At 74.1% G+C, this 21,191-nt stretch carries 20 protein-coding genes; 3 read left to right on the forward strand and 17 right to left on the reverse strand.

From position 1 onward, the window contains the following. Positions 1 to 138: 138 nt before the first annotated feature. On the reverse strand, positions 139 to 879 hold the full coding sequence (locus AC24FB_RS15465) for an MBL fold metallo-hydrolase (RefSeq protein WP_425714088.1): 741 nt from the start codon (positions 877 to 879) through the stop codon (positions 139 to 141). 170 nt (positions 880 to 1,049) lie between these two features. Here AC24FB_RS15465 and AC24FB_RS15470 point away from each other — a divergent pair, with 170 nt between their 5' ends. The 3 genes from AC24FB_RS15470 (at position 1,050) to AC24FB_RS15480 (ending at position 4,714) form a co-directional block, all read left to right on the forward strand. Beyond that, entirely contained in the window at positions 1,050 to 2,936 is a 1,887-nt protein-coding gene (locus AC24FB_RS15470; RefSeq protein ID WP_425714089.1) for a DUF349 domain-containing protein, read from the forward strand. Positions 2,937 to 3,043: 107 nt separating this feature from the next. Continuing rightward, positions 3,044 to 3,652 (forward strand): hypothetical protein, encoded by a 609-nt coding sequence (locus tag AC24FB_RS15475; protein ID WP_425714090.1) that lies wholly within the window; start codon positions 3,044 to 3,046, stop codon positions 3,650 to 3,652. A 63-nt stretch (positions 3,653 to 3,715) separates the two neighbouring features. Then, positions 3,716 to 4,714: an NAD-dependent epimerase/dehydratase family protein gene (locus tag AC24FB_RS15480; protein ID WP_425714091.1), complete on the forward strand. Its 999-nt coding sequence runs from the start codon at positions 3,716 to 3,718 to the stop codon at positions 4,712 to 4,714. A 14-nt stretch (positions 4,715 to 4,728) separates the two neighbouring features. Here AC24FB_RS15480 and AC24FB_RS15485 read toward each other — a convergent pair whose 3' ends face one another. The 16 genes from AC24FB_RS15485 to AC24FB_RS15560 form a co-directional block, all read right to left on the reverse strand. Beyond that, positions 4,729 to 7,029 (reverse strand): RelA/SpoT family protein, encoded by a 2,301-nt coding sequence (locus tag AC24FB_RS15485; RefSeq protein WP_425714092.1) that lies wholly within the window; start codon positions 7,027 to 7,029, stop codon positions 4,729 to 4,731. Positions 7,030 to 7,174: 145 nt separating this feature from the next. After that, entirely contained in the window at positions 7,175 to 7,723 is a 549-nt protein-coding gene (locus tag AC24FB_RS15490; RefSeq protein ID WP_425714093.1) for an adenine phosphoribosyltransferase, read from the reverse strand. Continuing rightward, a complete protein-coding gene (gene secF / locus AC24FB_RS15495) occupies positions 7,720 to 8,826 on the reverse strand; it encodes a protein translocase subunit SecF (RefSeq protein ID WP_425714094.1) in 1,107 nt (368 codons plus the stop codon). The genes AC24FB_RS15490 and secF overlap by 4 nt, the downstream gene beginning before the upstream one ends. Then, positions 8,826 to 10,880 (reverse strand): protein translocase subunit SecD, encoded by a 2,055-nt coding sequence (gene secD / locus AC24FB_RS15500; protein ID WP_425714095.1) that lies wholly within the window; start codon positions 10,878 to 10,880, stop codon positions 8,826 to 8,828. Before secD ends, secF begins: the two co-directional genes overlap by 1 nt. A 9-nt stretch (positions 10,881 to 10,889) precedes the next feature. Continuing rightward, positions 10,890 to 11,348 (reverse strand): preprotein translocase subunit YajC, encoded by a 459-nt coding sequence (yajC, locus tag AC24FB_RS15505; RefSeq protein ID WP_425714096.1) that lies wholly within the window; start codon positions 11,346 to 11,348, stop codon positions 10,890 to 10,892. 166 nt (positions 11,349 to 11,514) lie between these two features. Beyond that, positions 11,515 to 12,516, reverse strand: coding sequence for a Holliday junction branch migration DNA helicase RuvB (gene ruvB / locus AC24FB_RS15510; RefSeq protein ID WP_425714236.1), 1,002 nt, complete (start codon positions 12,514 to 12,516; stop codon positions 11,515 to 11,517). 76 nt (positions 12,517 to 12,592) lie between these two features. Continuing rightward, positions 12,593 to 13,219: a Holliday junction branch migration protein RuvA gene (gene ruvA, locus AC24FB_RS15515; RefSeq protein WP_425714097.1), complete on the reverse strand. Its 627-nt coding sequence runs from the start codon at positions 13,217 to 13,219 to the stop codon at positions 12,593 to 12,595. A gap of 110 nt (positions 13,220 to 13,329) precedes the next feature. Continuing rightward, the gene (gene ruvC, locus AC24FB_RS15520) at positions 13,330 to 13,956 is read right to left on the reverse strand and encodes a crossover junction endodeoxyribonuclease RuvC (RefSeq protein ID WP_425714098.1); all 627 of its coding nucleotides are present in this window, start codon (positions 13,954 to 13,956) and stop codon (positions 13,330 to 13,332) included. 22 nt (positions 13,957 to 13,978) lie between these two features. Continuing rightward, the gene (locus AC24FB_RS15525) at positions 13,979 to 14,734 is read right to left on the reverse strand and encodes a TSUP family transporter (RefSeq protein ID WP_425714099.1); all 756 of its coding nucleotides are present in this window, start codon (positions 14,732 to 14,734) and stop codon (positions 13,979 to 13,981) included. 98 nt (positions 14,735 to 14,832) lie between these two features. Beyond that, the gene (locus AC24FB_RS15530; RefSeq protein WP_425714100.1) at positions 14,833 to 15,594 is read right to left on the reverse strand and encodes a YebC/PmpR family DNA-binding transcriptional regulator; all 762 of its coding nucleotides are present in this window, start codon (positions 15,592 to 15,594) and stop codon (positions 14,833 to 14,835) included. Between the two features lie 205 nt (positions 15,595 to 15,799). Further along, positions 15,800 to 16,372, reverse strand: coding sequence for an NUDIX hydrolase (locus AC24FB_RS15535; RefSeq protein ID WP_425714101.1), 573 nt, complete (start codon positions 16,370 to 16,372; stop codon positions 15,800 to 15,802). After that, entirely contained in the window at positions 16,365 to 17,510 is a 1,146-nt protein-coding gene (locus AC24FB_RS15540; RefSeq protein WP_425714102.1) for a PrsW family intramembrane metalloprotease, read from the reverse strand. The genes AC24FB_RS15535 and AC24FB_RS15540 overlap by 8 nt, the downstream gene beginning before the upstream one ends. A 9-nt stretch (positions 17,511 to 17,519) precedes the next feature. Next, positions 17,520 to 18,836 (reverse strand): glycosyltransferase family 4 protein, encoded by a 1,317-nt coding sequence (locus AC24FB_RS15545; protein ID WP_425714103.1) that lies wholly within the window; start codon positions 18,834 to 18,836, stop codon positions 17,520 to 17,522. After that, the gene (locus AC24FB_RS15550; protein ID WP_425714104.1) at positions 18,833 to 19,930 is read right to left on the reverse strand and encodes an LpxL/LpxP family acyltransferase; all 1,098 of its coding nucleotides are present in this window, start codon (positions 19,928 to 19,930) and stop codon (positions 18,833 to 18,835) included. Before AC24FB_RS15550 ends, AC24FB_RS15545 begins: the two co-directional genes overlap by 4 nt. Then, the gene (gene pgsA, locus AC24FB_RS15555; protein ID WP_425714105.1) at positions 19,927 to 20,556 is read right to left on the reverse strand and encodes a phosphatidylinositol phosphate synthase; all 630 of its coding nucleotides are present in this window, start codon (positions 20,554 to 20,556) and stop codon (positions 19,927 to 19,929) included. The genes AC24FB_RS15550 and pgsA overlap by 4 nt, the downstream gene beginning before the upstream one ends. Continuing rightward, positions 20,556 to 21,188, reverse strand: a complete 633-nt coding sequence (locus tag AC24FB_RS15560; protein ID WP_425714106.1) for an HIT family protein — start codon at positions 21,186 to 21,188, stop codon at positions 20,556 to 20,558. Before AC24FB_RS15560 ends, pgsA begins: the two co-directional genes overlap by 1 nt. Positions 21,189 to 21,191 lie beyond the last annotated feature (3 nt).

The raw sequence follows: 21,191 nt of genomic DNA on the forward strand, positions 1-21,191 counted from the left end.
GTCCGGGAGGCCCGTGTGCCGCCGGGCGGGGGTGTGCGCCTGGTCCCACCCGCGCCGGTGGGAGCGACGACCCACAGGGTTCGTCGTCGGGCCGGGTCTCGTCCTCGGGACCGGTGCGACGGCCGCCCGGCCGCCCGCTCAGACGAGGAAGGGGTTCGTGGCGAGCTCCCGCTCGAGCGTGGTCACGGGGCCGTGGCCGGGCAGGAGGATCGTGCGTGGGTCGACGACCTTGGTGAGGGTGCGCAGCGTCTCGTCCATCGCCTGCGGGTCGCCGCCCGGGAGGTCGGTGCGCCCGACGGAGCCGGCGAACACGACGTCCCCGGTGAGCAGGAGCAGGTGCGGGCCGGTCGATGCGGGAAGGTCGAGGTGCCCGGGGTCGCCGGCGGTGCCCGTATCGAGGGTGTCGGCCTGGAGCAGGAGCACCGTCGAGCCGGCGGTGTGCCCGGGGGCCGGGATGCCGCGGACGCCGAGACCAGGGAGAACAGCCGTCCCGCCGCCGGTGAGGAGCGCGGAGGAGAAGGAGTCGGACCGGGCGGGCTCGCGCCACGGGGTCCCGGCGATCTGCGGGAAACGGTGGCCGAGGAGCTCGCCGACCTGGTCGGGACCGGCCGGGTCCGCGAGGCGCGGGCGGTCGGGGGACGCGATCTGCACGGCGACGCCGGCGGGATCGGCCACCGCGGCCGCGTCCCACACGTGGTCGGGGTGCCCGTGCGTGACGAGCACGGCCCCCACGGTGAGGTCGAGGTCCGCGAGGACGGCGGCGAGCGGGCCGGCGGAACCGCCGCCCGGATCGACGACGACGCACGGCCCCGACGGCGACGGCGCGAGCACGTAGGTGTTGACGTCGAGGGCCGGGGCGACGACGCGGCGAAGCAGCATGCGGCCAGGGTAGGCATGGCCGCAGGCAGGCCCGGGCGCCGCGTGTCAACCGGGGGGCGCCGAGCCAACTACGCTGTCCTGGTCCCCTGCCGAGCCGGGGACCCGCGTACCAGGTCGGTGCCGCGGTGACGACGACGCCCGCACGCGGGCCTCGGCATGGAGTGAGCGACGTGAGCGATCAGCCCTACCGCGACGAGAACGCCCCGGCGGAGCCGCACGGCACCCCCGAGGCACCCGCAGCCCCCGACGAGGCGCAGGCACCGGAGCCTGCCGCGCCGGTGGACGCACCCGAGGCTCCCGCTGCCGCTGAGCAGGCGGGCCAGGCAGCTGCAGAGCCGGCGCCCGAAGCTGTGGCAGAGCCGGCGGCCGAGCAGGCGCCCGAGGTTCCCGCCGAGCCGGCAGTCGAACAGGCAACTGAGGTCCCCACCGAGCCGGCAGTCGAGGCGGCCGAGCAGGCGCCCGTGGCTCCGGCAGAGCCGGCAGTCGAAGAAGCCGAGCAGGTCGCCGAGCCTGTTGCGACCGAGGAGCCCGCCGCAGAGGCAACAGCCCCCGAGGCCGAGCAGGCCGCCGAGCCTGCGGCGACGGAGGAGCCGGAGCCCGCGGCCCCCGAGGCTCCCGCCCCGGAAGCTGCTCCCACTCCGAAGGCTGCCCCCGCCCCGACCCCCGCGCCCGGACCGCGTCCGCGCCCGGGGGGCGCGCCGACGCCCGGCTCGGTCCCGACGCCGAAGGCGATGCCGGCGAAGCCGTCCGTCGCACCGGTGCCCGCAGCAGCCGCCGCGCCGGCGGCACCGCAGCCGGCCCTCGACCCCGCGCTCGCCGCCGCCGCGGCCGCGTTCGGCCGGGTCGACGAGGAGGGTTCGGTCTTCGTCAAGGACGGCGAGACCGAGCGGATCGTCGGCCAGTTCCCGGGCGGCACCGAGGAGGAGGCGCTCGGCATGTACGTGCGCCGGTACCTCGACCTCGCCGCCCAGGTCGCCCTTCTCGAGACGCGCCTCACGCACATCACGCCGAAGGAGGCCGGTCAGACGCACCGCAAGCTGACCGAGCAGCTCACCGAGCCCGCGGCCGTCGGCGACCTGCCGGCGCTGCGCGAGCGGCTGTCCGCCGTCGAGCAGGTCATCGAGGTCGAGCGGGAGAAGGCGCGCGTCGAGCGCGCCGAGGCGAAGGCGGCGGCCCTCGTCGAGCGGACCGCTCTCATCGAGCGGGCCGAGGAGATCGCTGCGCAGAACCCGGCCAACACGCGGTGGAAGGCGTCCGGCGAGGAGATGCGGGGCCTGCTCGACTCCTGGAAGAACGCTCAGCGCACCGGTCCGCGCATCGACAAGCCCGACGAGGACGGGCTGTGGAAGCGGTTCTCCGCGGCCCGGACGCAGTTCGACAAGCAGCGCAAGACGTTTTTCCACCAGCTCGACTCGAGCCAGGACGAGGTGCGTCGCGCCAAGGAGAAGCTCATCACCCGGGCGGAGGAGCTGTCCGGGTCCACCGACTGGGGACCCACCTCGGGTGCCTACCGGGACCTCATGGACCAGTGGAAGGCCGCCGGCCGGGCGTCGAAGAAGGTCGACGACGAGCTCTGGCACCGCTTCCGGACCGCCCAGCAGCGGTTCTTCGACAACCGCACGGCCGCCAACGCGGCGATCGACAAGGAGTACGAGGGCAACCTCGAGGTCAAGCTCGAGATCCTCACGAAGGCGGAGGCGCTCCTGCCGATCACGGACGTCGAGGCGGCGAAGGCCGCGCTGCGCCCCCTGCAGGACCAGTGGGAGGAGGCGGGCAAGGTGCCGCGCGCCGACATCCAGCGCGTCGAGGGTCGCATGCGGGCCGTCGAGAAGGCGATCCGCGACGCGGAGTCCGAGCGCTGGAACCGCACCGACCCGGAGAAGAAGGCCCGCGCGGACGGCATGCTCGCCCAGCTCGAGGACGCTATCGCCGGCCTCGAGACGGACCTCGCGAAGGCCCAGGCCGGCGGGGACGCGAAGAAGATCGCGGCCGCGCAGGAGGCGCTCGACGCCCGGCGCGCCTGGCTCGAGCAGATCCAGGCGGCCTCGGAGCGCTGACCCGCACCTGCCGACACCCCGGCGAGCGGTGATCCACAGGACTCCGTCGCGCAGCCCCGTCCACAGCTCGTGGGCGGGGCCGCGGCCGTCCCGGGCATCGTGTCCGTATGCACCCCGCGCTCACCTGGCTGGCGCCGCGCCCCGCACCCCCGCCGCCGCTCCTCCGGTGGGGCGACGGCCACGGCCTCGTCGTCCGTACCCCTCTCCCGGGTGACGGGCATGCCCTGCCGTCGGGGTGGGACCCGGTCGATGGACGGGAGGGGCAGGCGGGGCAGGCGGACCTGCTGGCGGGGCTCGAGCGCGCGGCGCGTGCCGGCGAGGCCGCCCCGGACCTGATCCACGGTCAGGCGCTGTGCCTCGCCTCGGCCGCCTGGGTCCATGTCGGAGGCAGGCCGCCGTCGGTGATGGACACTGCTCGCGCCCCCGGTATGAGCATCCGCGCGCGGCACAGGCTCGTGCTGCGTGAGGAGGATGTCGTGCGGATGCACGGGATCGTGCTCACCACCCCGGGCCGCACGGCCGTCGACCTGCTGCGCCGCGCGTCGCTCTCCGACGCCGTGGGCCCCGCGCGTGCACTCTTGCGCGGTCGGGAGGCCGCAGCGGCGGCACGCCTCCTCGTCCTCGAGCGCAGCCGGTTACCTGGGATGCGGCGCGCCGGCCGCCTGCTCGCGCTCCTGCTCACCGATCTCGGGCACCCGTCGTTCGTCCCCGCCTAGGGGCCGCTCGGTACGGTGACCGGGCACGGACCACCACGAACGCGCCGAACTGCAAGGAGCCCCATGTCCCGCATCGTCGTCGCCGGAGCATCAGGGGTCCTCGGCGCACGCATCGTCGAGCATCTCGCCGCGATCGACGGCGCGACCGTCGTGGCCGGCGACCACCGCCCGGAACGCGCACCACGCACCGCCGCGGCCGTCGGGACGTCCCAGCACGTGCACCTCGACGTCCGGGAGGCCGCCGTGGTGGCGGCCGCGCTCGACGGCGCCGACGCGGTCGTCGTCACCGCACCTCAGCCCCGGCCGCTCGTGCAGGAGGTCGGGCTCGAGCTCGGCGTCCACGTCGTCGACGTCTCGCCGGACCCGGTACTGGCTGAGGACAACCGCGGGCTCGACGACCGCGCCCGCAGTCGGGGCCTCGCCTCCGTGACGATGGCCGGGATGTTCCCCGGACTGTCCGGGCTCGTGGCGTGCGACCTCGCGTCCGGCCTCGACCGGGTCGACCATCTCGAGCTCCTCCTGCGGCAGAGCGCCAACGCCAGGGTGGGACCGGACGGGACGGAGCAGATGCTCCGCTGGGTCGCGGCCCCCGTGCCGCCGGACGACCGGGCAGGCCTGCGCGACCGGCACGCGCGCGAGGCGGGCATGCGTCGGTTCGAGCACCCCGAGCGCGCGCTGCTCGCCCGACGGACCGGGGCCGACGTGCGGTACTGGACCCGGTGGGACTCCCCCGTCCTCACCGGCGTCGTCTCCGCCCTGTCGACCCTGCGGGTCCTCGACGCGCTCGCCCCCAGGGTGGCGTCGCTCGCCACCCACGACCCGAGCCTGCCGGAGGAGGCGACCCTCACGGTCCGGGTCCTCGGCCACCGCGACGGCCGGCCCGTGCGGGACGGGGTACGGATCGCGTGCGAGTCCGACTACGGGGCCACCGCCTCGGTGGCCACCGCGCTGACGCGACTCGCCCTCGACGGGCGGCTCGTCGGTGCGGGTGTCCCGTTCGACCTCACGACGCTCGACGAGGTACTCCCCCACGTGCCCGCCGCGCTGAGCGCGGCCGGCTGATCCTGAGCGCCGGGTCAGGCGCGGCGGTTCTCGGGGCGTCGCCCCATCACGCGGTGCACGTCGAGCACGCCCTGGACCTGCCGGATCGCGGTGAGCACCGAGCCCAGGTGCGCCGTCTCGGCCATCTCGAAGACGAAGCGGCCGATCGCCACCCGCTCCCTCGTCGTCGAGATGGAGGCGGACAGGATGTTGACGTGGTTCTCCGAGAGGACCCGGGTGAGGTCCGAGAGCAGGCCGTGCCGGTCGAGCGCCTCGACCTGTACCTGGACGAGGAAGGTCGACTCGGGGCTCTCGACCCACTCGACGCCGACGAGCCGCTCCTGCTGGCCCCGCAGCTGGTCGACGTTCTGACACTCGGCGTGGTGCACGGAGACGCCCTGGGACCGGGTGATGAACCCGACGATCGGGTCGCCGGGCACGGGCGTGCAGCAGCGGGCGATCTTCACCCACACGTCCGCGCCGTCCATGCCGTCGACGGAGATGCCGGAGTCCCCGTTGCGGCGCACGGGCGTGCCGGTGCCGGGGATCGTGGCCTCGGCGAGCGTCTCCTCGGCGCCGTCGTCGCCGCCCATCGACTCCACGAGCTTGGCCACGACGTTCGCCGCCGACACGTGCCCCTCGCCGATCGCGGCGTACAGGGCGGAGACGTCCTGGTACCGCATCTCCACGGCGAGGGAGTGCACGGCCTCCGCGCTCATCAGCCGCTGGATCGGCATGTTCTGCTTGCGCATCGCCTTGGCGAGCGCGTTCTTGCCGCCCTCGACGGCCTCCTCGCGCCGCTCCTTGGTGAACCACTGCCGGATCTTGTTCTTCGCGCGCGGGCTCGCGACGAAGCTCAGCCAGTCCTGGGAGGGGCCGGCCTCGGGCGCCTTGGAGGTGATGACCTCGACCGTGTCCCCGTTGTCGAGCCGGCGGTCGAGCTGGACGAGCTTGCCGTTGACCTTGGCGCCGACGGTGCGGTGGCCGACCTCGGTGTGCACGGCGTAGGCGAAGTCGACGGCCGTGGAGTGCCCGGGCAGCGCGAGCACGTCCCCCTTCGGGGTGAAGACGTAGACCTGGGAGCCGGCCATCTCGTAGCGCAGCGAGTCGAGGAACTCGCCGGGGTCGGCGGTCTCCTTCTGCCAGTCGACGAGCTGTCGCAGCCAGCCCATCTCCCCGCCGGACGGCTCGGGCGCCTCCTTGCCCGCACGCGACCCCTCCTTGTACTTCCAGTGCGCGGCCACGCCGTACTCCGCGCGGCGGTGCATCGCGTGGGTGCGGATCTGGATCTCGACCGGCCGCCCTCCGGGGCCGAGCACGGTCGTGTGCAGCGACTGGTAGAGGTTGAACTTCGGCATCGCGATGTAGTCCTTGAACCGCCCGGGGATGGGGGTCCAGCGGGCGTGCACCGCGCCGAGCATCGTGTAGCAGTCGCCGACGGAGTCCACGAGCACCCGCACACCGACGAGGTCGAAGATGTCGTCGAAGTCGCGGCCGCGCACGATCATCTTCTGGTAGATCGAGTAGTGGTGCTTCGGCCGGCCGGTGACGACCGCCTTGAGCTTGTGCGTCTTGAGGTCCTGCTCGATCTGCGTGCGCACCTTGGCCAGGTACTCGTCGCGCGCCGGTGCGCGCTCGGCCACGAGGTGGTCGATCTCGTCGTACACCTTGGGGTACAGGGTGCGGAACGAGAGGTCCTCGAGCTCCCACTTGATGGTGTTGACGCCGAGCCGGTGCGCGAGCGGCGCGTAGATCTCCAGGGTCTCGCGGGCCTTGCGGCGGGCCGAGTCCTGCGAGACGTAGCGCCAGGTACGGGCGTTGTGCAGCCGGTCGGCGAGCTTGATGACGAGCACCCGGATGTCCTTGGCCATCGCCACGACCATCTTGCGCACGGTCTCGGCCTGGGCGGCCTCGCCGTAGTGGACCTTGTCGAGCTTCGTCACCCCGTCGACGAGGAGCGCGATCTCCTCGCCGAACTCCTTGCGCACCTGGTCGAGCGAGTAGTCCGTGTCCTCGACCGTGTCGTGCAGCAGGGCGGAGGCGAGCACGACGTCGGGCATCCCCAGCTCCGCGAGGATCGTCGTCACCGCCACCGGGTGCGTGATGTAGGGCTCGCCGGACTTGCGGGTCTGGCCCTCGTGCGCGCGCTCGGCGACCTCGTAGGCGCGCCTGACCAGCTGGACGTCGGACTTGGGGTGGTTCGCGCGCAGGGCGCCGATGACGGGCTCGATCGCCGCGGGGAACTGGTGGGAGCGCCCGCCCAGCCACACGAGGCGCGACCTGCCCCAGCCGGACGGCGAGGACGCCGCCGGCGGCCCCGTCCGCTCGATCGTCATCCCAGAATTCTAGTGCTCCCGCGGAGCACCGGTGGACCGGACCGCCCGGACGGCGAGCCAGAAGGACGTCGTTCCCCCGCCGGACGCACGTAACTCTCCAGGTCGGAAACGCCTCGACCGGTCGGGCGCACCCGGGAGCGCAGGGTCAGACGACGACGACCGAGTCGACCTGCCGACCCGCGAGCCGCTCCCGGCCGCCGAGCTCCGAGAGCTCGATGAGCATCCCGAGGGCCGCGACCTCGGCGCCCGCCTCCTCCATGAGACGGCAGGCGGCCTCGGCGGTGCCACCGGTCGCGAGGACGTCGTCGACGACGAGGACCCGCTGCCCCCGCGCCACGGTGGTCGGCCGGACCTCCATCCGGGCCTCGCCGTACTCGAGCGAGTAGTCGGCACCGATGACCTCGCCGGGGAGTCGCCCCGCCTTGCGGACGGTGATCATGCCGACCCCGAGCGCCACGGCCACGGGCGCACCGAGGATGAACCCGCGCGACTCGAGCCCGGCGACGGCGTCGACCCGCCCGCGGTAGGCCTCCGCGAACGCCTCGACGAGTGCGCCGAAGGCTGGCCCGTCGGCGAGCAGCGGCGTGATGTCGCGGAACAGCACCCCGGGCTTGGGGTAGTCGGGGACGAGGTCGATGTGGTGCTCGACGATCGCCGTGATCTCGGGACCGAACCCGCCGCGCCCGTTCGTCATCGCTTCTTCCTCTTCCTGCCGGTGGTCCCGGACGTCGCCGGGACGGTAGCACCGTCACCCGCGTCGTCACCGGAGTCTGCGCCGGTGGCCTCGTCGTCGGAGCCGTCGCCGTCGCGCGCGACCTCCGGGTGGGTGCCGTCACGCTCGAGGAGCACGTCCTCGGTGTGCTGGCGGTAGTCCCGGTCGAGCATCCGCAGGCTGACCTCGGCGGGCGCCGCGATGAAGACCGACGACACGGTCGAGAGCAGCATGCCGACGAAGAGCGCGAGGGCGATGTCCCGCAGCGTCCCGGCGCCGAGCAGCGCGACGCCGATGACGAGGATCGCCGCGACCGGCAGGAGGCCGGTGACCGAGGTGTTGATCGAGCGGACGAGCGTCTGGTTGACCGCGAGGTTCGAGCGTTCGGCGTAGGTGTCGCGCCCCTGCTCGAGCACCCCCTCCGTGTTCTCGCGGACCTTGTCGAAAACGACGACCGTGTCGTACAAGGAGTACCCGAGGATCGTGAGGAACCCGATGACCGTGGACGGGGTGACCTCGAACCCGATCGCGGCGTAGATGCCCACGGTGAGGACGACGTCGTGGAGGAGGGCGAGGATCGCCCCCGCCGCGAAGGTCCAGGCCCTGAAGTACAGGACCATCACCACCGAGACCGCCACGAGGAAGATGACCAGTGAGGTCAACGCCTGCCGGGTGACGTCCGCGCCCCAGGTGGGGCCGACGAAGGTCGCGGTGACGTCGTCGACCGGCACGTCGTACGCCTCGGCGAGCGCGGCACTGACCTCGCGGGTCTGCTCGTCGGACAGCTCCGCGGTCTGCACGCGCAAGGACGAGGATCCGACGGCGGCGACCCGCGGGGGCTCTCCCCCGGCGTCGGTGACCGCGTCGGTGGCCAGGGACTGGTCGAGGGTCTCCGCGCCGGAGACGGTGAACTGCGAGCCGCCGCGGAAGTCGATGCCCGGATTGATGCCGCGCACGAGCAGCACGCCCACGGACAGCAGGACGAGGAGCGCGGCAACGACGAACCACGTGCGCCGCCGGCCGACGATGTCGAAGGACCGCTTCCCCGTGTAGAGGTCGTTGCCCATCGTTGCGAGGGACGCCATCAGACCACCGCCCCGTCGTCACCGGACCCGCCGAGACCCGCGTACGGGTCGACCGATCTCTCCTTCTTGCGCTTCTCCCGCTCGGCGCGGCGCTCGGCGGCACGTCGTTCGGCGATGGTCGTGCCGGCCGCGGCGCCGACCGTCTCGCGGTCGCGCCCGGACGCGGTCGGCCCGTCGTCGTCGGGCTCGTCCGTGCCGCTCGTCCCCGGGCGGTCCCTCCCGCTCGTGCGGGAGCGGAACCGGCCGGCGCCCCGGTAGAGCGCCGGGTCCACGCCGAGCCGCTCCGGGGACAGTCCGGACAGCCGGTGCCCGTCCCGGAAGAACGGCATCCGCACGAGCACCTGCATCATCGGGTGCGTGAAGAGCACGACGACGAGGAGGTCGATGATCGTCGTCAGGCCGAGGGTGAACGCGAACCCGCGCACGCCGCCGACGGCGAGCAGGTAGAGCACGATCGCCGCGAGGAAGTTGACGGCGTCCGAGGCGATGATCGTCCGGCGCGCGCGCTTCCACCCGTGCTCCACGGCGGAGGCGAGCGTGCGGCCGTCCCGGATCTCGTCGCGGATCCGCTCGAAGTAGACGATGAACGAGTCCGCGGTCGTGCCGATCGAGATGATGAGTCCGGCGACGCCCGGCAGCGAGAGCCGGTAGTTGATCGTCCAGCTCAGCAGCGCGATGACGACGTAAACGATGACGGCGGCCACCGCGAGGCTCGCGACCGAGAGGAGGCCGAGGCCGCGGTACTGCCAGATCATGTAGGCGACGACGAGGACGAGGCCGATGAGCCCCGCCAGCGCGGCGTTCGTCAGCTGCTCCGAACCGAGCGTCGCGGAGATCTGCTCGGTCGACTGCACCTCGAACGTGATCGGGAGCGAGCCGAAGTTCAGCTGGTTCGCGAGCGCGTTCGCCTCCTCGTCGGTGAAGTCGCCCGTGATCTGGGCGCTGCCGTCGAGGATCGGGCTCGTGAAGCCGGCGTTGGAGATGACGACGCCGTCGAGGACGATGGCGAACTGGTCCTGCGGGGTGGGCAGGGTGGGCAGCCGCTGCGACACCTCGGCGAACACCTCGGTGGCCTCGGAGTTCAGCTCGAGGTTGACGGCCCACAGGCCCGTCGACATGCCCTGGCTGTTGGTCTGCATGCCGGAGCTGGCGCCGGTGAGCTGGGTGCCCTCGACCACGGCCGGGCCGAGGACGAACTTCTGCTGGCCCGAGGAGTCGCAGGCGACGACGGCGCTCTCGGAGTCGTCCGCCCAGCCGCCCGACTGGTTGGCCGGGAGGGTGCAGTCGAGCGCGTAGATGTCGTACATCACGCGCTCGGTGATCCACGCCTGGTCGGAGGTGTCCGCGGGCTCGGTGTCCGGCTCGGTCGACAGCTCGCCGTCGCCGTTCGCGTCGGCCGCGATGAAGGCTGCCCCACGGACCTCGTCGGGGATCTCGGCAGCACCGGGGCCGTCGGTGGGGGCGTTCTGGGCGGCCTCGAGCGCCCGCTCGGTCCCGGCTCCCGCCGAGGCGGACTCCGAGGGCGACTCGCTGCCGGACTCGGCCGCGCTCGGCGACTCGGCGCCGTCGCTTCCGCTCTCGGGCCCCTCGGTCGCGCTCTCCTCGGGCAGGAGCTGGGAGGGGTCGATCGTCGTCGGCCCCTGGAGGGCGAGCACCGGACGGAAGCGCAGCTGCGCGGACCGGCTGATGAGCTCGAGCGTCTCCTCCGAGGCCCGGCCGGGGATCCCGACCACGATGTTCTGGCCGCCTTGGCTCGAGATCTCGGCCTCCGCGACGCCAGAGCCGTCGACCCGGTTGCGGATGATCTCGATCGCCTGGACGACGTCCTCGTCGTCGATCGCGGACCCGTCGGTCGTCCGGGGCGTGAGGATGACCTGGGTGCCGCCCTCGAGGTCGAGCGCGAGGCGGGGCACCGGGGAGGCGCTCCCGGCGAGGTTGCCCGCCGCGAGCGTGCCGACGAGGGCGACGACGAGGACCAGCAGCCCGAGGAGGGTGCGGACGGGCCGGGGCGCGGCTGAGCGACGCGGCTCACGCCGCCTGAGGGACTCGGACACGGGGCTCGGTCAGGCGCGGTCGTCGCGGCCCGGGCGGCCGTCGTCGAACCAGTCGTTCTCCTGGTCGACCGCCGAGGTGTCGCCGCCGGCGGCCCCGCGGGCCTCCTCGATCGAGGTCTCCGGCGCGGAGCCGGCTGCACCGGTGCCGGTCGCGGACTCGTCGTCGAGGTCGTCGTGCGAACCGTCGACCCCGTTCGACATCAGTTCGTAGGGGGACTCGCTCGGCTGCGCGATGCCCGTGCGGTGGACGAGGTACTCGCTACCGTCGGGGTTGGACAGCGTGATGATGTCGCCGTTGACCTCGACGACCTGGTGGTAGGTGCGCGCGATCGTCTGCACCCAGCCCCCCGGGACGAGGGCCTCCTCCACCTTGGCCCGCTGGCGCTCCTGCGCCTTCTTCCCCTGGCGGCTCATGAACCAGAAGAGCAGGATCATGCCGGCGATGAGGATGATGAATGTGGGATCCACGCGAGAACCAATCAGATGAAGGGGCGAACCTGGACAGTCTAGGCCGTGGGCGCTCCTGCCGGGCCGAGGCCCGGCCGTGAAGGTTGTCTCCCGGTCGGCACCGAGGGCAGGCGGGCGCCGCTCAGGTAGGCCGCGCTCACGAGTGCCACGCTCAGAAGGGCAACGCTCAGGAGAACAGCGCGCCTTCCGCGGGCGGCTCGAACCCCAGGTGGGCGTACGCCGCGGCGGTCGCGGCGCGGCCGCGCGGCGTACGCACGACGAGCCCCTCGCGGACGAGGAACGGCTCGGCGACCGTCTCGACGGTCTCCGGCTCCTCCCCGACCGAGACCGCGAGCGTCGTCAGGCCCACGGGTCCCCCGCCGAACCGCGTGCACAGGGCGGTGAGGACGGAGCGGTCGAGACGGTCGAGGCCGAGGTCGTCGACCTCGAAGATGGCCAGCGCCGCCCGCGTCGCACCCAGGTCCGCGACGCCGGTGCCCCGCACCTGCGCGTAGTCCTGGACCCGCCGCAGGAGGCGGTTGGCGATCCGGGGCGTGCCCCGCGAGCGGGACGCGAGCTCGCTCGCAGCGTCCCGCGTCAGCTCGATGTCGAGCAGCGTGGCGGAGCGGGTGAGCACCTGGACGAGCTCGTCGGCGGTGTAGTGCTCGAGGTGCGCGGTGAAGCCGAACCGGTCGCGCAGCGGGGCGGGCAGCAGCCCGGCCCGCGTCGTCGCGCCCACGACCGTGAACCGCGGGAGCGTCAGCGGGATCGACGTGGCGCCGGGCCCCTTCCCCACGACGACGTCGATCCGGAAGTCCTCCATCGCGAGGTAGAGCATCTCCTCGGCCGGGCGCGCGAGCCGGTGGATCTCGTCGATGAAGAGCACGTCGTGCTCCTGGACGGCTGAGAGGATCGCGGCGAGGTCTCCCGCGTGGGTGATGGCGGGGCCGGAGGTCAGCCGGAGGGAGCCGGAGACCTCGTTGGCCACGATCATCGCGAGCGTCGTCTTGCCCAGCCCCGGTGGGCCCGACAGGAGGACGTGGTCGGGCGCGGCTCCGCGCGCGGTGGCGGCGGCGAGCACGAGCGCGAGCTGGTCCCGCACGACCCGCTGGCCGATGAAGTCCGCGAGCCGCCGCGGGCGCAGGGCGGCCTCGGCCGCACGCTCGACGTCGTCGGCCCCGGTCGTCATCGGGTCGTCGTCGCTCCGTCCGGTCGCTGCGGGGCCCACGCCCGGAGAGCCCGTCCCGCCCTCGGCGCCCGTTCCCTCAGCCACGGCGTCCTCCGCCGAGGTGGGTGAGGGCCGCGCGGAGCAGGCCGGGGACGTCGCCGTCCGCGGGAGCGTCCTCGGCCGCGAGCACCGCGTCGACCGCCCCCGTTGCCTGGGTGTCGCTCCAGCCGAGCGTCGTCAGCGCGGCGACGACCTCACCGACGTGCGCGTCCGGCTTCTCCGGCTCGGCGGTGGTCGCACCGGGGACGTCGAAGGCCTCCCCGGCCGGCCCGAGCCGGTCACCGATCTCGAGGACGATGCGCTGCGCGCCCTTCTTCCCGATGCCGGGCACCCGCTGGAGCGCCGTGAGGTCCTCGTCCGCGACCGCACGCCGCAGCTGGTCCGGGCTCAGCACCGCCGTCATCGCCAGCGCGAGCCGCGGCCCCACGCCGGACACGGTCTGCAGGGTCTCGAAGACGTCGCGCTCCTCCTCGTCGGCGAACCCGAACAGTGTGAGCGAGTCCTCGCGCACGACCAGCGAGGTCGCCACCCGGGCCTCCGCGCCCTCGCGCAGTCCCGCGAGGGTCCCGGGCGCGCACTGGACGCGCATCCCGACCCCGCCGACGACGATCTCGGCGTCCTGCAGCGAGACGCGACCCACCAGGCCGCGCAGCGATGAGATCACCGGTGGTGCACCTTCCTCGATCGACGTCCCCCGCCCGCGCATCGGTCGGCGGTCCCGGGGTGCACCGGGCGCCCGACGGCGCACCCGTGCCAGAACATGTGTTCGACACCCTACCGTCGTTGGGCGACGGCACCCGCCCGACGCGCCAGGCGCTCGGCGTCGGCCCAGGCGCGCTGCGCGGGCGTGAGCCCGGCGCCCGCGGCGTCTGGCAGCATGCCGGCCCCGCCATGCTGGGCGGTGGCGGTCCCCCGGCCCGGGACCGTCGCCCCGCCGCGCCACGCGTGACAGATGGCGAGCGCGAGCGCGTCGGCGGCGTCCGCAGGCCGTGGAGCCGCCTCGAGGCGGAGGATCCGGCGCACCATCTCCTGGACCTGCTTCTTTCCCGCGCGACCGTCCCCGGTCACGGCCGCCTTGACCTCGCTCGGCGTGTGCAGGGCGAGGGCGGTTCCGGCACGCGCGGCCCCGAGCATCGCCACGCCGGCGACCTGCGAGGTTCCCGTGACGGAGCGGACGTTGGCCTGGGCGAACACGCGCTCGACCGCCACGACGTCGGGCCGGTGCTCCGCGAGCACGGCGTCCAGTCGGTCGGCGACCGCGAGGAGGCGGAGGTGCGGGTCCTCGTCCGCCGGGGTGCGCACGACCTCGACGTGCAGGAGCTCGACCTCGCGCCCCCCGCCGCGCTCGACGAGGCCGAGGCCGCAGCGTGTGAGGCCGGGGTCGACTCCGAGGATGCGCACGTCCCCACTCTCGCACCCCGTCTCAGACGAGGCGGACAATCCCCCGCGCCAGCGTGGCGAGGGCCCCGGCCCAGGCGACCGCCAGTGTCAGCGTCCGGGCCCGCCCGGCCGGCACGCGCGCCGCGAGCTTCCCTGCCGCCGGGACCACCGCGATCACGGTGGCGGCGAGCAGGGCGACGACCCACCACGGCGGGAGCTCGGACGCGGGGGCGCCGAGGAGGAGCTTGAGCGTGACGGACAGGGCGCCCATCGTGAAGAACGTCGGCTGCATCGACGCGGCGAACGAGGTCTGGGACCACCGGGAGAGCCGGGAGTACATCACCATCGCCGGGCCGGCGACCCCGGCCGTCGTGTTGAAGAACCCGCCGATCGCGCCCGCCACCCCGGCGGCGAACGGTCCCCGCACGGGCGGGAGCCGGTCGAGCGCCGAGGCGAGGACGGTGCCGAGCAGGCCGAGCACGAGGATCGAGCCGACGGAGATCTCGAGCCAGGCCAGCGGCAGCTCGCGCACGACGATCGCCGCCGGGACCGCACCGATGACCGCGCACGGCAGCAGGACGCGCAGCCGCCGCCAGTCGAACCCGGTGCGCATGGCGCGCCAGATGACGAGGGCGGAGACGGTGGTGGTCGCGTTGGTCAGCCACACGCCGGCGACCGGCCCGATGAGGAGCGCGAGGACGGGCGCCACCACGAGGCCGACCCCCATCCCGGACACGCGCTGGAGCGTGGCGCCGATCGCCACGGCGAGCACCGCGACGACGATCTCGAGCGGGCTCATCGGCCGCGCGCGTCCCGGCCGCGCGCGTCCCGGTCGCGCACGTCCCGGTCGCAGGACCAGCCCGGAGCCGGCGCGACCTCCGACGTGCCGCGGACGGCTCAGTCCTCCGTGTCGAGCTCGGCGAGCACCTCGTCGGGGATGTCGACGTTGGAGCTGACGTTCTGCACGTCGTCGAGGTCGTCGAGCGCGTCGATCAGCCGCATGACCTTCTGCGCGCCCTCGGCGTCGACCGTGACCTCCATCGACGGGACGAACTGCGACTCGGCCGAGTCGTAGTCGAGGCCCGCGTCGACGAGGGCGGTCCGCACGGCGACGACGTCCGTCGCCTCGGAGAGGATCTCGAAGCTCTCGCCCTGGTCGGTGACCTCCTCCGCCCCCGCGTCGAGCACGGCCGCGAGGACGTCGTCCTCGGTCACGCCCTCGGCCTTGGGCACGACGACGACGCCGCGCCGGTTGAACAGGTACGCGACCGAGCCCGGGTCGGCGAGGTTGCCGCCGTTGCGGGTGAAGGCGACGCGGACGTCCGAGGCCGCGCGGTTCTTGTTGTCCGTCAGGCACTCGACGAGCAGGGCCACTCCGCCGGGTGCGTAGCCCTCGTACATGATCGTCTCGTAGTCGGCGCCGCCCGCGAGCTCGCCGGAGCCGCGCTTGACGGCGTTGGTGATGTTGTCCCCGGGGACGGAGTTCTTCTTCGCCTTCTGGATCGCGTCGAACAGCGTGGGGTTGCCGGCCGGGTCACCGCCACCCGTGCGGGCGGCCACCTCGATGTTCTTGATGAGGCGCGCGAAGAGCTTGCCGCGCTTGGCGTCGATCGCGGCCTTCTTGTGCTTGGTCGTCGCCCACTTGGAGTGTCCCGACATCGTGTCTCCCTCGCTCGGCTCTCGCTGCTGGTCCGCGGCCGGTGAGCTGTCGTCACCGAGCGTCGTCGGCGCCTGGTCCGTCGGGCATCGTACCTGGCACCCGACGCCGGTCCGCCGCGCGGCGGCGCGCGGTCCGGGGCACCGTCCGTCGTGCGTGCCAGCCGTCCACGTCACCGGGACGCGGCCGTCAGTGAGTCCTGGTCGCTCAGTCGTCCTGGACGAGGTGCGGCTGCGACCCGTCCCAGCCCGAGGCCACGCGGCGGTGGAGGTCGGGGAGCTCGCTCGGGTAGACGGTGGCGCCGCCGGCCACGAGAGCGTCGAGCTCGTCGGGGCTGAACCAGCGCATCTGGTCGAGGACGTCGCGCTCGAGCTCGGTCCAGCCGGCCTCGTCCGTGCCCGGTCGCCGGCCCGGGACGCGTGCGACGAAGAAGACCTCGTCCTGGCGCACGGTGCGGCGCACGAACCGGAACGTCGCGCTCCTCGTGGCCACCGGGCCGAGCAGGTCCTCGGCCGCCACCGTCAGGCCCGACTCCTCGCGCACCTCGCGGACGGCAGCCGTGCGGTCGTCCTCGCCGGTCGCGATTCCGCCGCCGACGGTGAACCACCAGCGGTGGTCGTCGTCGTCGCCGTCGTGCCCCTCGACCAGCAGGAGCGCGCCGTCGTCGTCGAGCAGGAGGACCCGGGCACCGCGCCGGAACGGGATGCCGTCGGGACCCGGCACCCACTCCTCACCGAGGTCGGCCGGGGGGAGGTCGGCGGCAGGCTCGTGATCAGCCACGGAGGAACACCGCCCGGTCGGCCACGGCGCGCCGGAGGAGGGCGGACTCCTTGGCCTGGTGGTCGCGCCCCTGGCGTCCGGCGCGCGCACGGCGTCGGCCCAGCGCCAGCTCCACGGCGGCCTGCTGGAAGTCGATCATCGCGCTGCGCTGGGGGTTCCCCCGTCCGCCCGCCCAGCGCACGGCGTTCTTCCGGGCCCCGGTGGACGTGAGCATCTGGACCTCGAACGGGGCGAACCACCCGGCGGCGGCGTAGTCGCGCAGCCCGGACTCGATCGCGCGTCGCTCCCGGTGACGCAGCCACAGCACGAGGGCGATGAATGCGCCGAAGAGGGGGATCTGGAACGAGACGAACACCTGGAAGAAGGAACCGCTCACCGAGGTGTAGTTCCACAACCCGTGCAGCACCACCGACGCGATCCAGCCCGGAATCACGAGCAGCCAGCGCCCGGGCCGGTCGGACTGCGAGGCGATGCCGAGCGCGAGGCCCATGCACACGGTGAACATCGGGTGGGCGAACGGGGTCATCAGCCCGCGCTGGACGAAGACCGCGGTGATCGAGTCCCAGTAGGTGAGGAAGGACTGGATGTTCTCCACGGCGGCGAATCCTGAGCCGACGGCGAGCGAGTAGACGACGCCGTCGACGAGTCCGTGGAACTGGCCGCGCCCGAGGAGCACGACGACGACGAGCCCGAGACCCTTCATCGACTCCTCGGTGAGCGGGGCGCTGACGACGGCCGTGAGGGCCGCCGCACGCTCGAGGCCCTGGTCCTCGGCGACGACCACCTGGAACAGCGAGTTGCCGGTCGCTGCGACCGCGGTGGCGACGCCTGCGCCCCAGGCCACGGCGACGATGAGGAGACCGCGCGGCTCCGGCTCCCACGCGTCGATCCACCGCACGAGGAGGAGGATCGCGACGAACGGGACGATCGCGAGGGCGACGGCCACGAGGATCTGGCCGGGACCCGAGGCGCCGCCGACGAGGCGCGGCAGGATCCACGCCAGTCCCCCGACGGCGATCGCGACGGCGACGATCTCGGTGACGGTGAAGGCGCGGGAGCGGCGACGCGGGACGGGCCAGGCGGCGGGTGGCGGACCGTAGGACCCGGGACCTGGCGCGATGCCCATGTGCTGACTCACCGGGACACCCTACGAGGGACCCGGGTCTCCGTCCGACGACCGGGGCGGGGAGGTCTCGCCGGGGGTGCCCACGACCCGGCGGTAGACCTCCTCGACGCGGGCGGCGACGACGGACCAGTCGTACCGTTCGACCGCCCGGGCGGCCCGGGCGGCGCGCTCGAGGGCCGCGGTGCGCTCCGACAACGCCTCGCCGACGCGGTCGGCGAGATCGGCCGGGTCGTCGCGGCGGGCGAGGAGCCCGAGCGGGGCGGGGTGCGCCCCGAGGATCGCCGTGAAGGCCGGCAGGTCCGTGGCGACGACGGGTGCCCTGGCCGCCATCGCCTCGAGCAGGACGATCCCGAAGCTCTCGCCCCCGGTGTGCGGGGCGACGAACACGTCGGCGCCCCGCAGGAGCCGGACCTTCTCGTCCTCGCTCACGCGGCCCCGGACGTCGACGCGCGCGGCGGCGGCCGTTCCGGCGGTGTCGGCCGTGCCGGTGGTGCCGGTCGTGCCGTCGCCGCCGTGCCCCGGGTCGAGGCGACTGGCCAACGCCTCGACGGCCCGGTCGCCGCCTGGGCCCGCGACGACGAGGGTGGCCCCCGGGTGGGCGGCCAGGATCCGCGGCCACGCCTCGGCGAGGACGCGGAACCCCTTGCGCGGCTCGCCCGCGCGGCCGAGGAAGAGCACGCGCGGACCGCGGACCGGCGCGTCGCCGTAGGACGGGGCGCCACCCCCGTCCGGGGCGGGACGCGGATGCGGATGCGGATGCGGATGCGAAACTGCACGACGCTCGTCGTCGTTGCCCCCGGCGCCCGGCCGGAACGCGGCGACGTCGAGGCCGTTGGGCACGACCTCGCACTCCGCCCCCAGCCAACGGCTCTGGGTCCGGGCGGCCTCCTCGGACACGGCGATCCGGGCGGCGATCCCGCGCAGGTGCCGGCGCTGGAGAGCGGCCAGCGGCCCGAGGCGGTCGACGCTGTCGATCGCGGCGTGGAACGTGGCGACGACCGGGATCCCCTCGGCCCGGGCCGCGCGCAGGGCGAAGGCCGACGCCGAGGGGACGGTCGGCTCGTGGACGTGGAGCACGTCGAGCCCGCTCTCCCGCACCCAGCGGCGGGCGCGCCGCGCGGCGGCCGGGTGCGGGGCCACATTCGCCACGGAGCCGTTGAAGCGGACCGGCAGCGACCGGCCGGCGACCTGCTCGTCCGTGCCTCGCGGCCGGCGACCCGGCGCGAAGGTGACGACCTCGTGGCCGCGGGAGCGCAGCGCGGCGGCGAGCTGGCGGACGTGCACGTCGACCCCGCCGGGGTGCGCGACGTCGTACGGGTGCGCGATGCCGATCCTCACGCGAGACCGCCGGCGGCCCGTGCCTCCCGCGCGCGTCCGGCGGCGAGCCGTTCGGCGTCGAGGTCCTCGACGAAGACCCGCTGGAGCATGTGCCACTGCTCGGGGTGCCGGAGCAGGAACGGCTCCGCCACCTCGACCCACGCGCGGGTCAGCGCGACGACGTCGGCGCGGTCGACGGGCCTGGTCGGCGAGGAGCCGGCGGCCGCCTCCTCGGCGTGTCCGGGCGTCCGCACCGCGGCGGCGGTGCCCGGCCGCGTGCCCGCTCCGCCGCCGGCACCGGAACAGGCCGCGGACCGCCCGGGGGCGATCCCCGGCACCTCGACCGGAGCGCTGAACTCGGTGACGATCCCCCACCGCGAGCCGGCGCGCCGCGCCCGCTCGCCGTCGAGCCGCTCGTGACGGATGGTGATGACGACGAGCGGGGCGTCGAGCGCGAGGGCCAGGGCCGCGGGACCGGCGGCGACGAGGACGGGCCGCCCGGCCACCTCGGCCTCGACGCCCGTGCGGCCGAGGTCCCGGTCGGCGAGCAACGGGACCAGGTGGGGCCGGGTCGGCGCCAGCTCGGTGAGCCGGGGCAGGACCGGTGACCCGTCATCGACGACGATCGTCATGCCGAGCTCGGTGCGCAGGCGGACGAACTGCTCGTGCAGGGCGTCGGGCTGCAGCCGCTCGGCGACGGTGAGCACCGGCGCCATCGCGAGGCAGGACCAGGCGCCGGCGAGGTCCCAGTTGCCCGCGTGCAGAAGGGCGGCGACGACCGGTCGGCCGGCGTCGAAGGTCGGCTGGACGTTCTCCCGGTGGACCGCGCGGAACCGGGCGAGGACCTGCTCGTCGGTCAGTCGGCCGAGCGTGAGTGCCTCGGCGAAGTAACGCAGGTACCCGCGCATGTTGGCCCGGACGGCGCGGCGGAGCTGGGGCGGGGTGAGGTCGGGGCGCAGGCGCGCGGTGTGGGCGGCGATGCGGCGCGTGCGCTCCGACGGCAGGGAGCCGGCAAGGCTGCCCGCGGCGCCGACGATCCGGTCGACGACCGGTTCCGGCGTGCGCGCCACCAGCCGCGCGGCCGCGGGGAGCAGCCGGATGGGGTCGAGGCTCACGAGGCCTCCGTGGACCGACGGGCCTGCGCGCGCACCTGGGCGACCCGCTGCCCGGCGGTGACGAGGGACGCCAGCGCCGTCAGTGCGAGGACCGTCGTCAGGACCCAGGCGGGCGCACCGAGCCCGTGCACGAGGACGCCGGCGAGGACGAGCACGAGCCGGTCGGCGCGCTCGGCGAGCCCGCCGCCCACCGCGAAGCCCTCGGCCTCGCCCCGGGCCTTCGTGTACGGCACGAGCTGGTCGGCGACGAGAGCGGCGAGCGCGGCGACCACCAGGGCGTCGCCCTGCTCGCCGGGGACGTGCCGGAGCGCGTAGACCACGATCGACCCGAGCAGCACGCCGTCGACGAGCCGGTCGGTCGTCGCGTCGACGAACGCGCCGAAGGGCGACACGGTCCCCGTGGCGCGCGCGACCTGGCCGTCGAGGGAGTCGACGAGCACGACGACGCCGAGCACGAGCGCGCCGATCCACAGGTGGCCGGTCGGGATGAGCGCGAGGGTGATCGCGACGGTCAGCGCCCCGCCGGTCACGGTGACGGCCGTGGCCGGTACCCGGCGACGCACGAGCGCCCGGGTGACCGGAGCCAGCATCGCCTCCGTGATCCCACGGCCGCTCGAGGACAGCATCAGGGCCTCGGTCCTGATCGAGGCGGATCGGCGGACGTCCGCGGGTCGTCGTCGGGCTGTTCGTCGTCGTACGCCTCGTCGTCCCAGGCGTCCGCGAGCAGGGTGCGGGTCTCGGACAGCAGCTGGGGCACGGCCTTGGTGCGGGCGACGATCGGCAGGAAGTTGGCGTCGCCGGCCCACCGGGGCACCACGTGCTGGTGGATGTGCGCGGCGATGCCCGCCCCCGCGACCGCGCCCTGGTTCATCCCGAGGTTGAAGCCGGCCGGCGAGGACACGCCGCGTACGACCCGCATCGCGCGCGCCGAGAGTCGGCCGATCTCGTCCCGCTCGGCGACCGTGAGGTCGGTGAGGTCGGCGACGTGCCGGTAGGTGCACACGAGCAGGTGGCCGGGGTTGTACGGGAAGAGGTTGAGCACGACGTACGCGTGCTCGCCCCGGTGGACGACGAGCCCGTCGGCGTCGTCGCGGGTGGGTGTCGCGCAGAACGGGCACGCCGCCGACTCCCCGGTGCGCGGACGCACGTCACCGCCGGTGTCGCCGACGTAGACCATCCGGTGCGGCGTCCACAGCCGCTGGAGGGCGTCGGGCACGCCGGGCTGGTCCAGCGGGTCCTCGACCTGGTCGGCGCTCACGAT

This window comes from Georgenia sp. Z1344, from assembly GCF_057652375.1.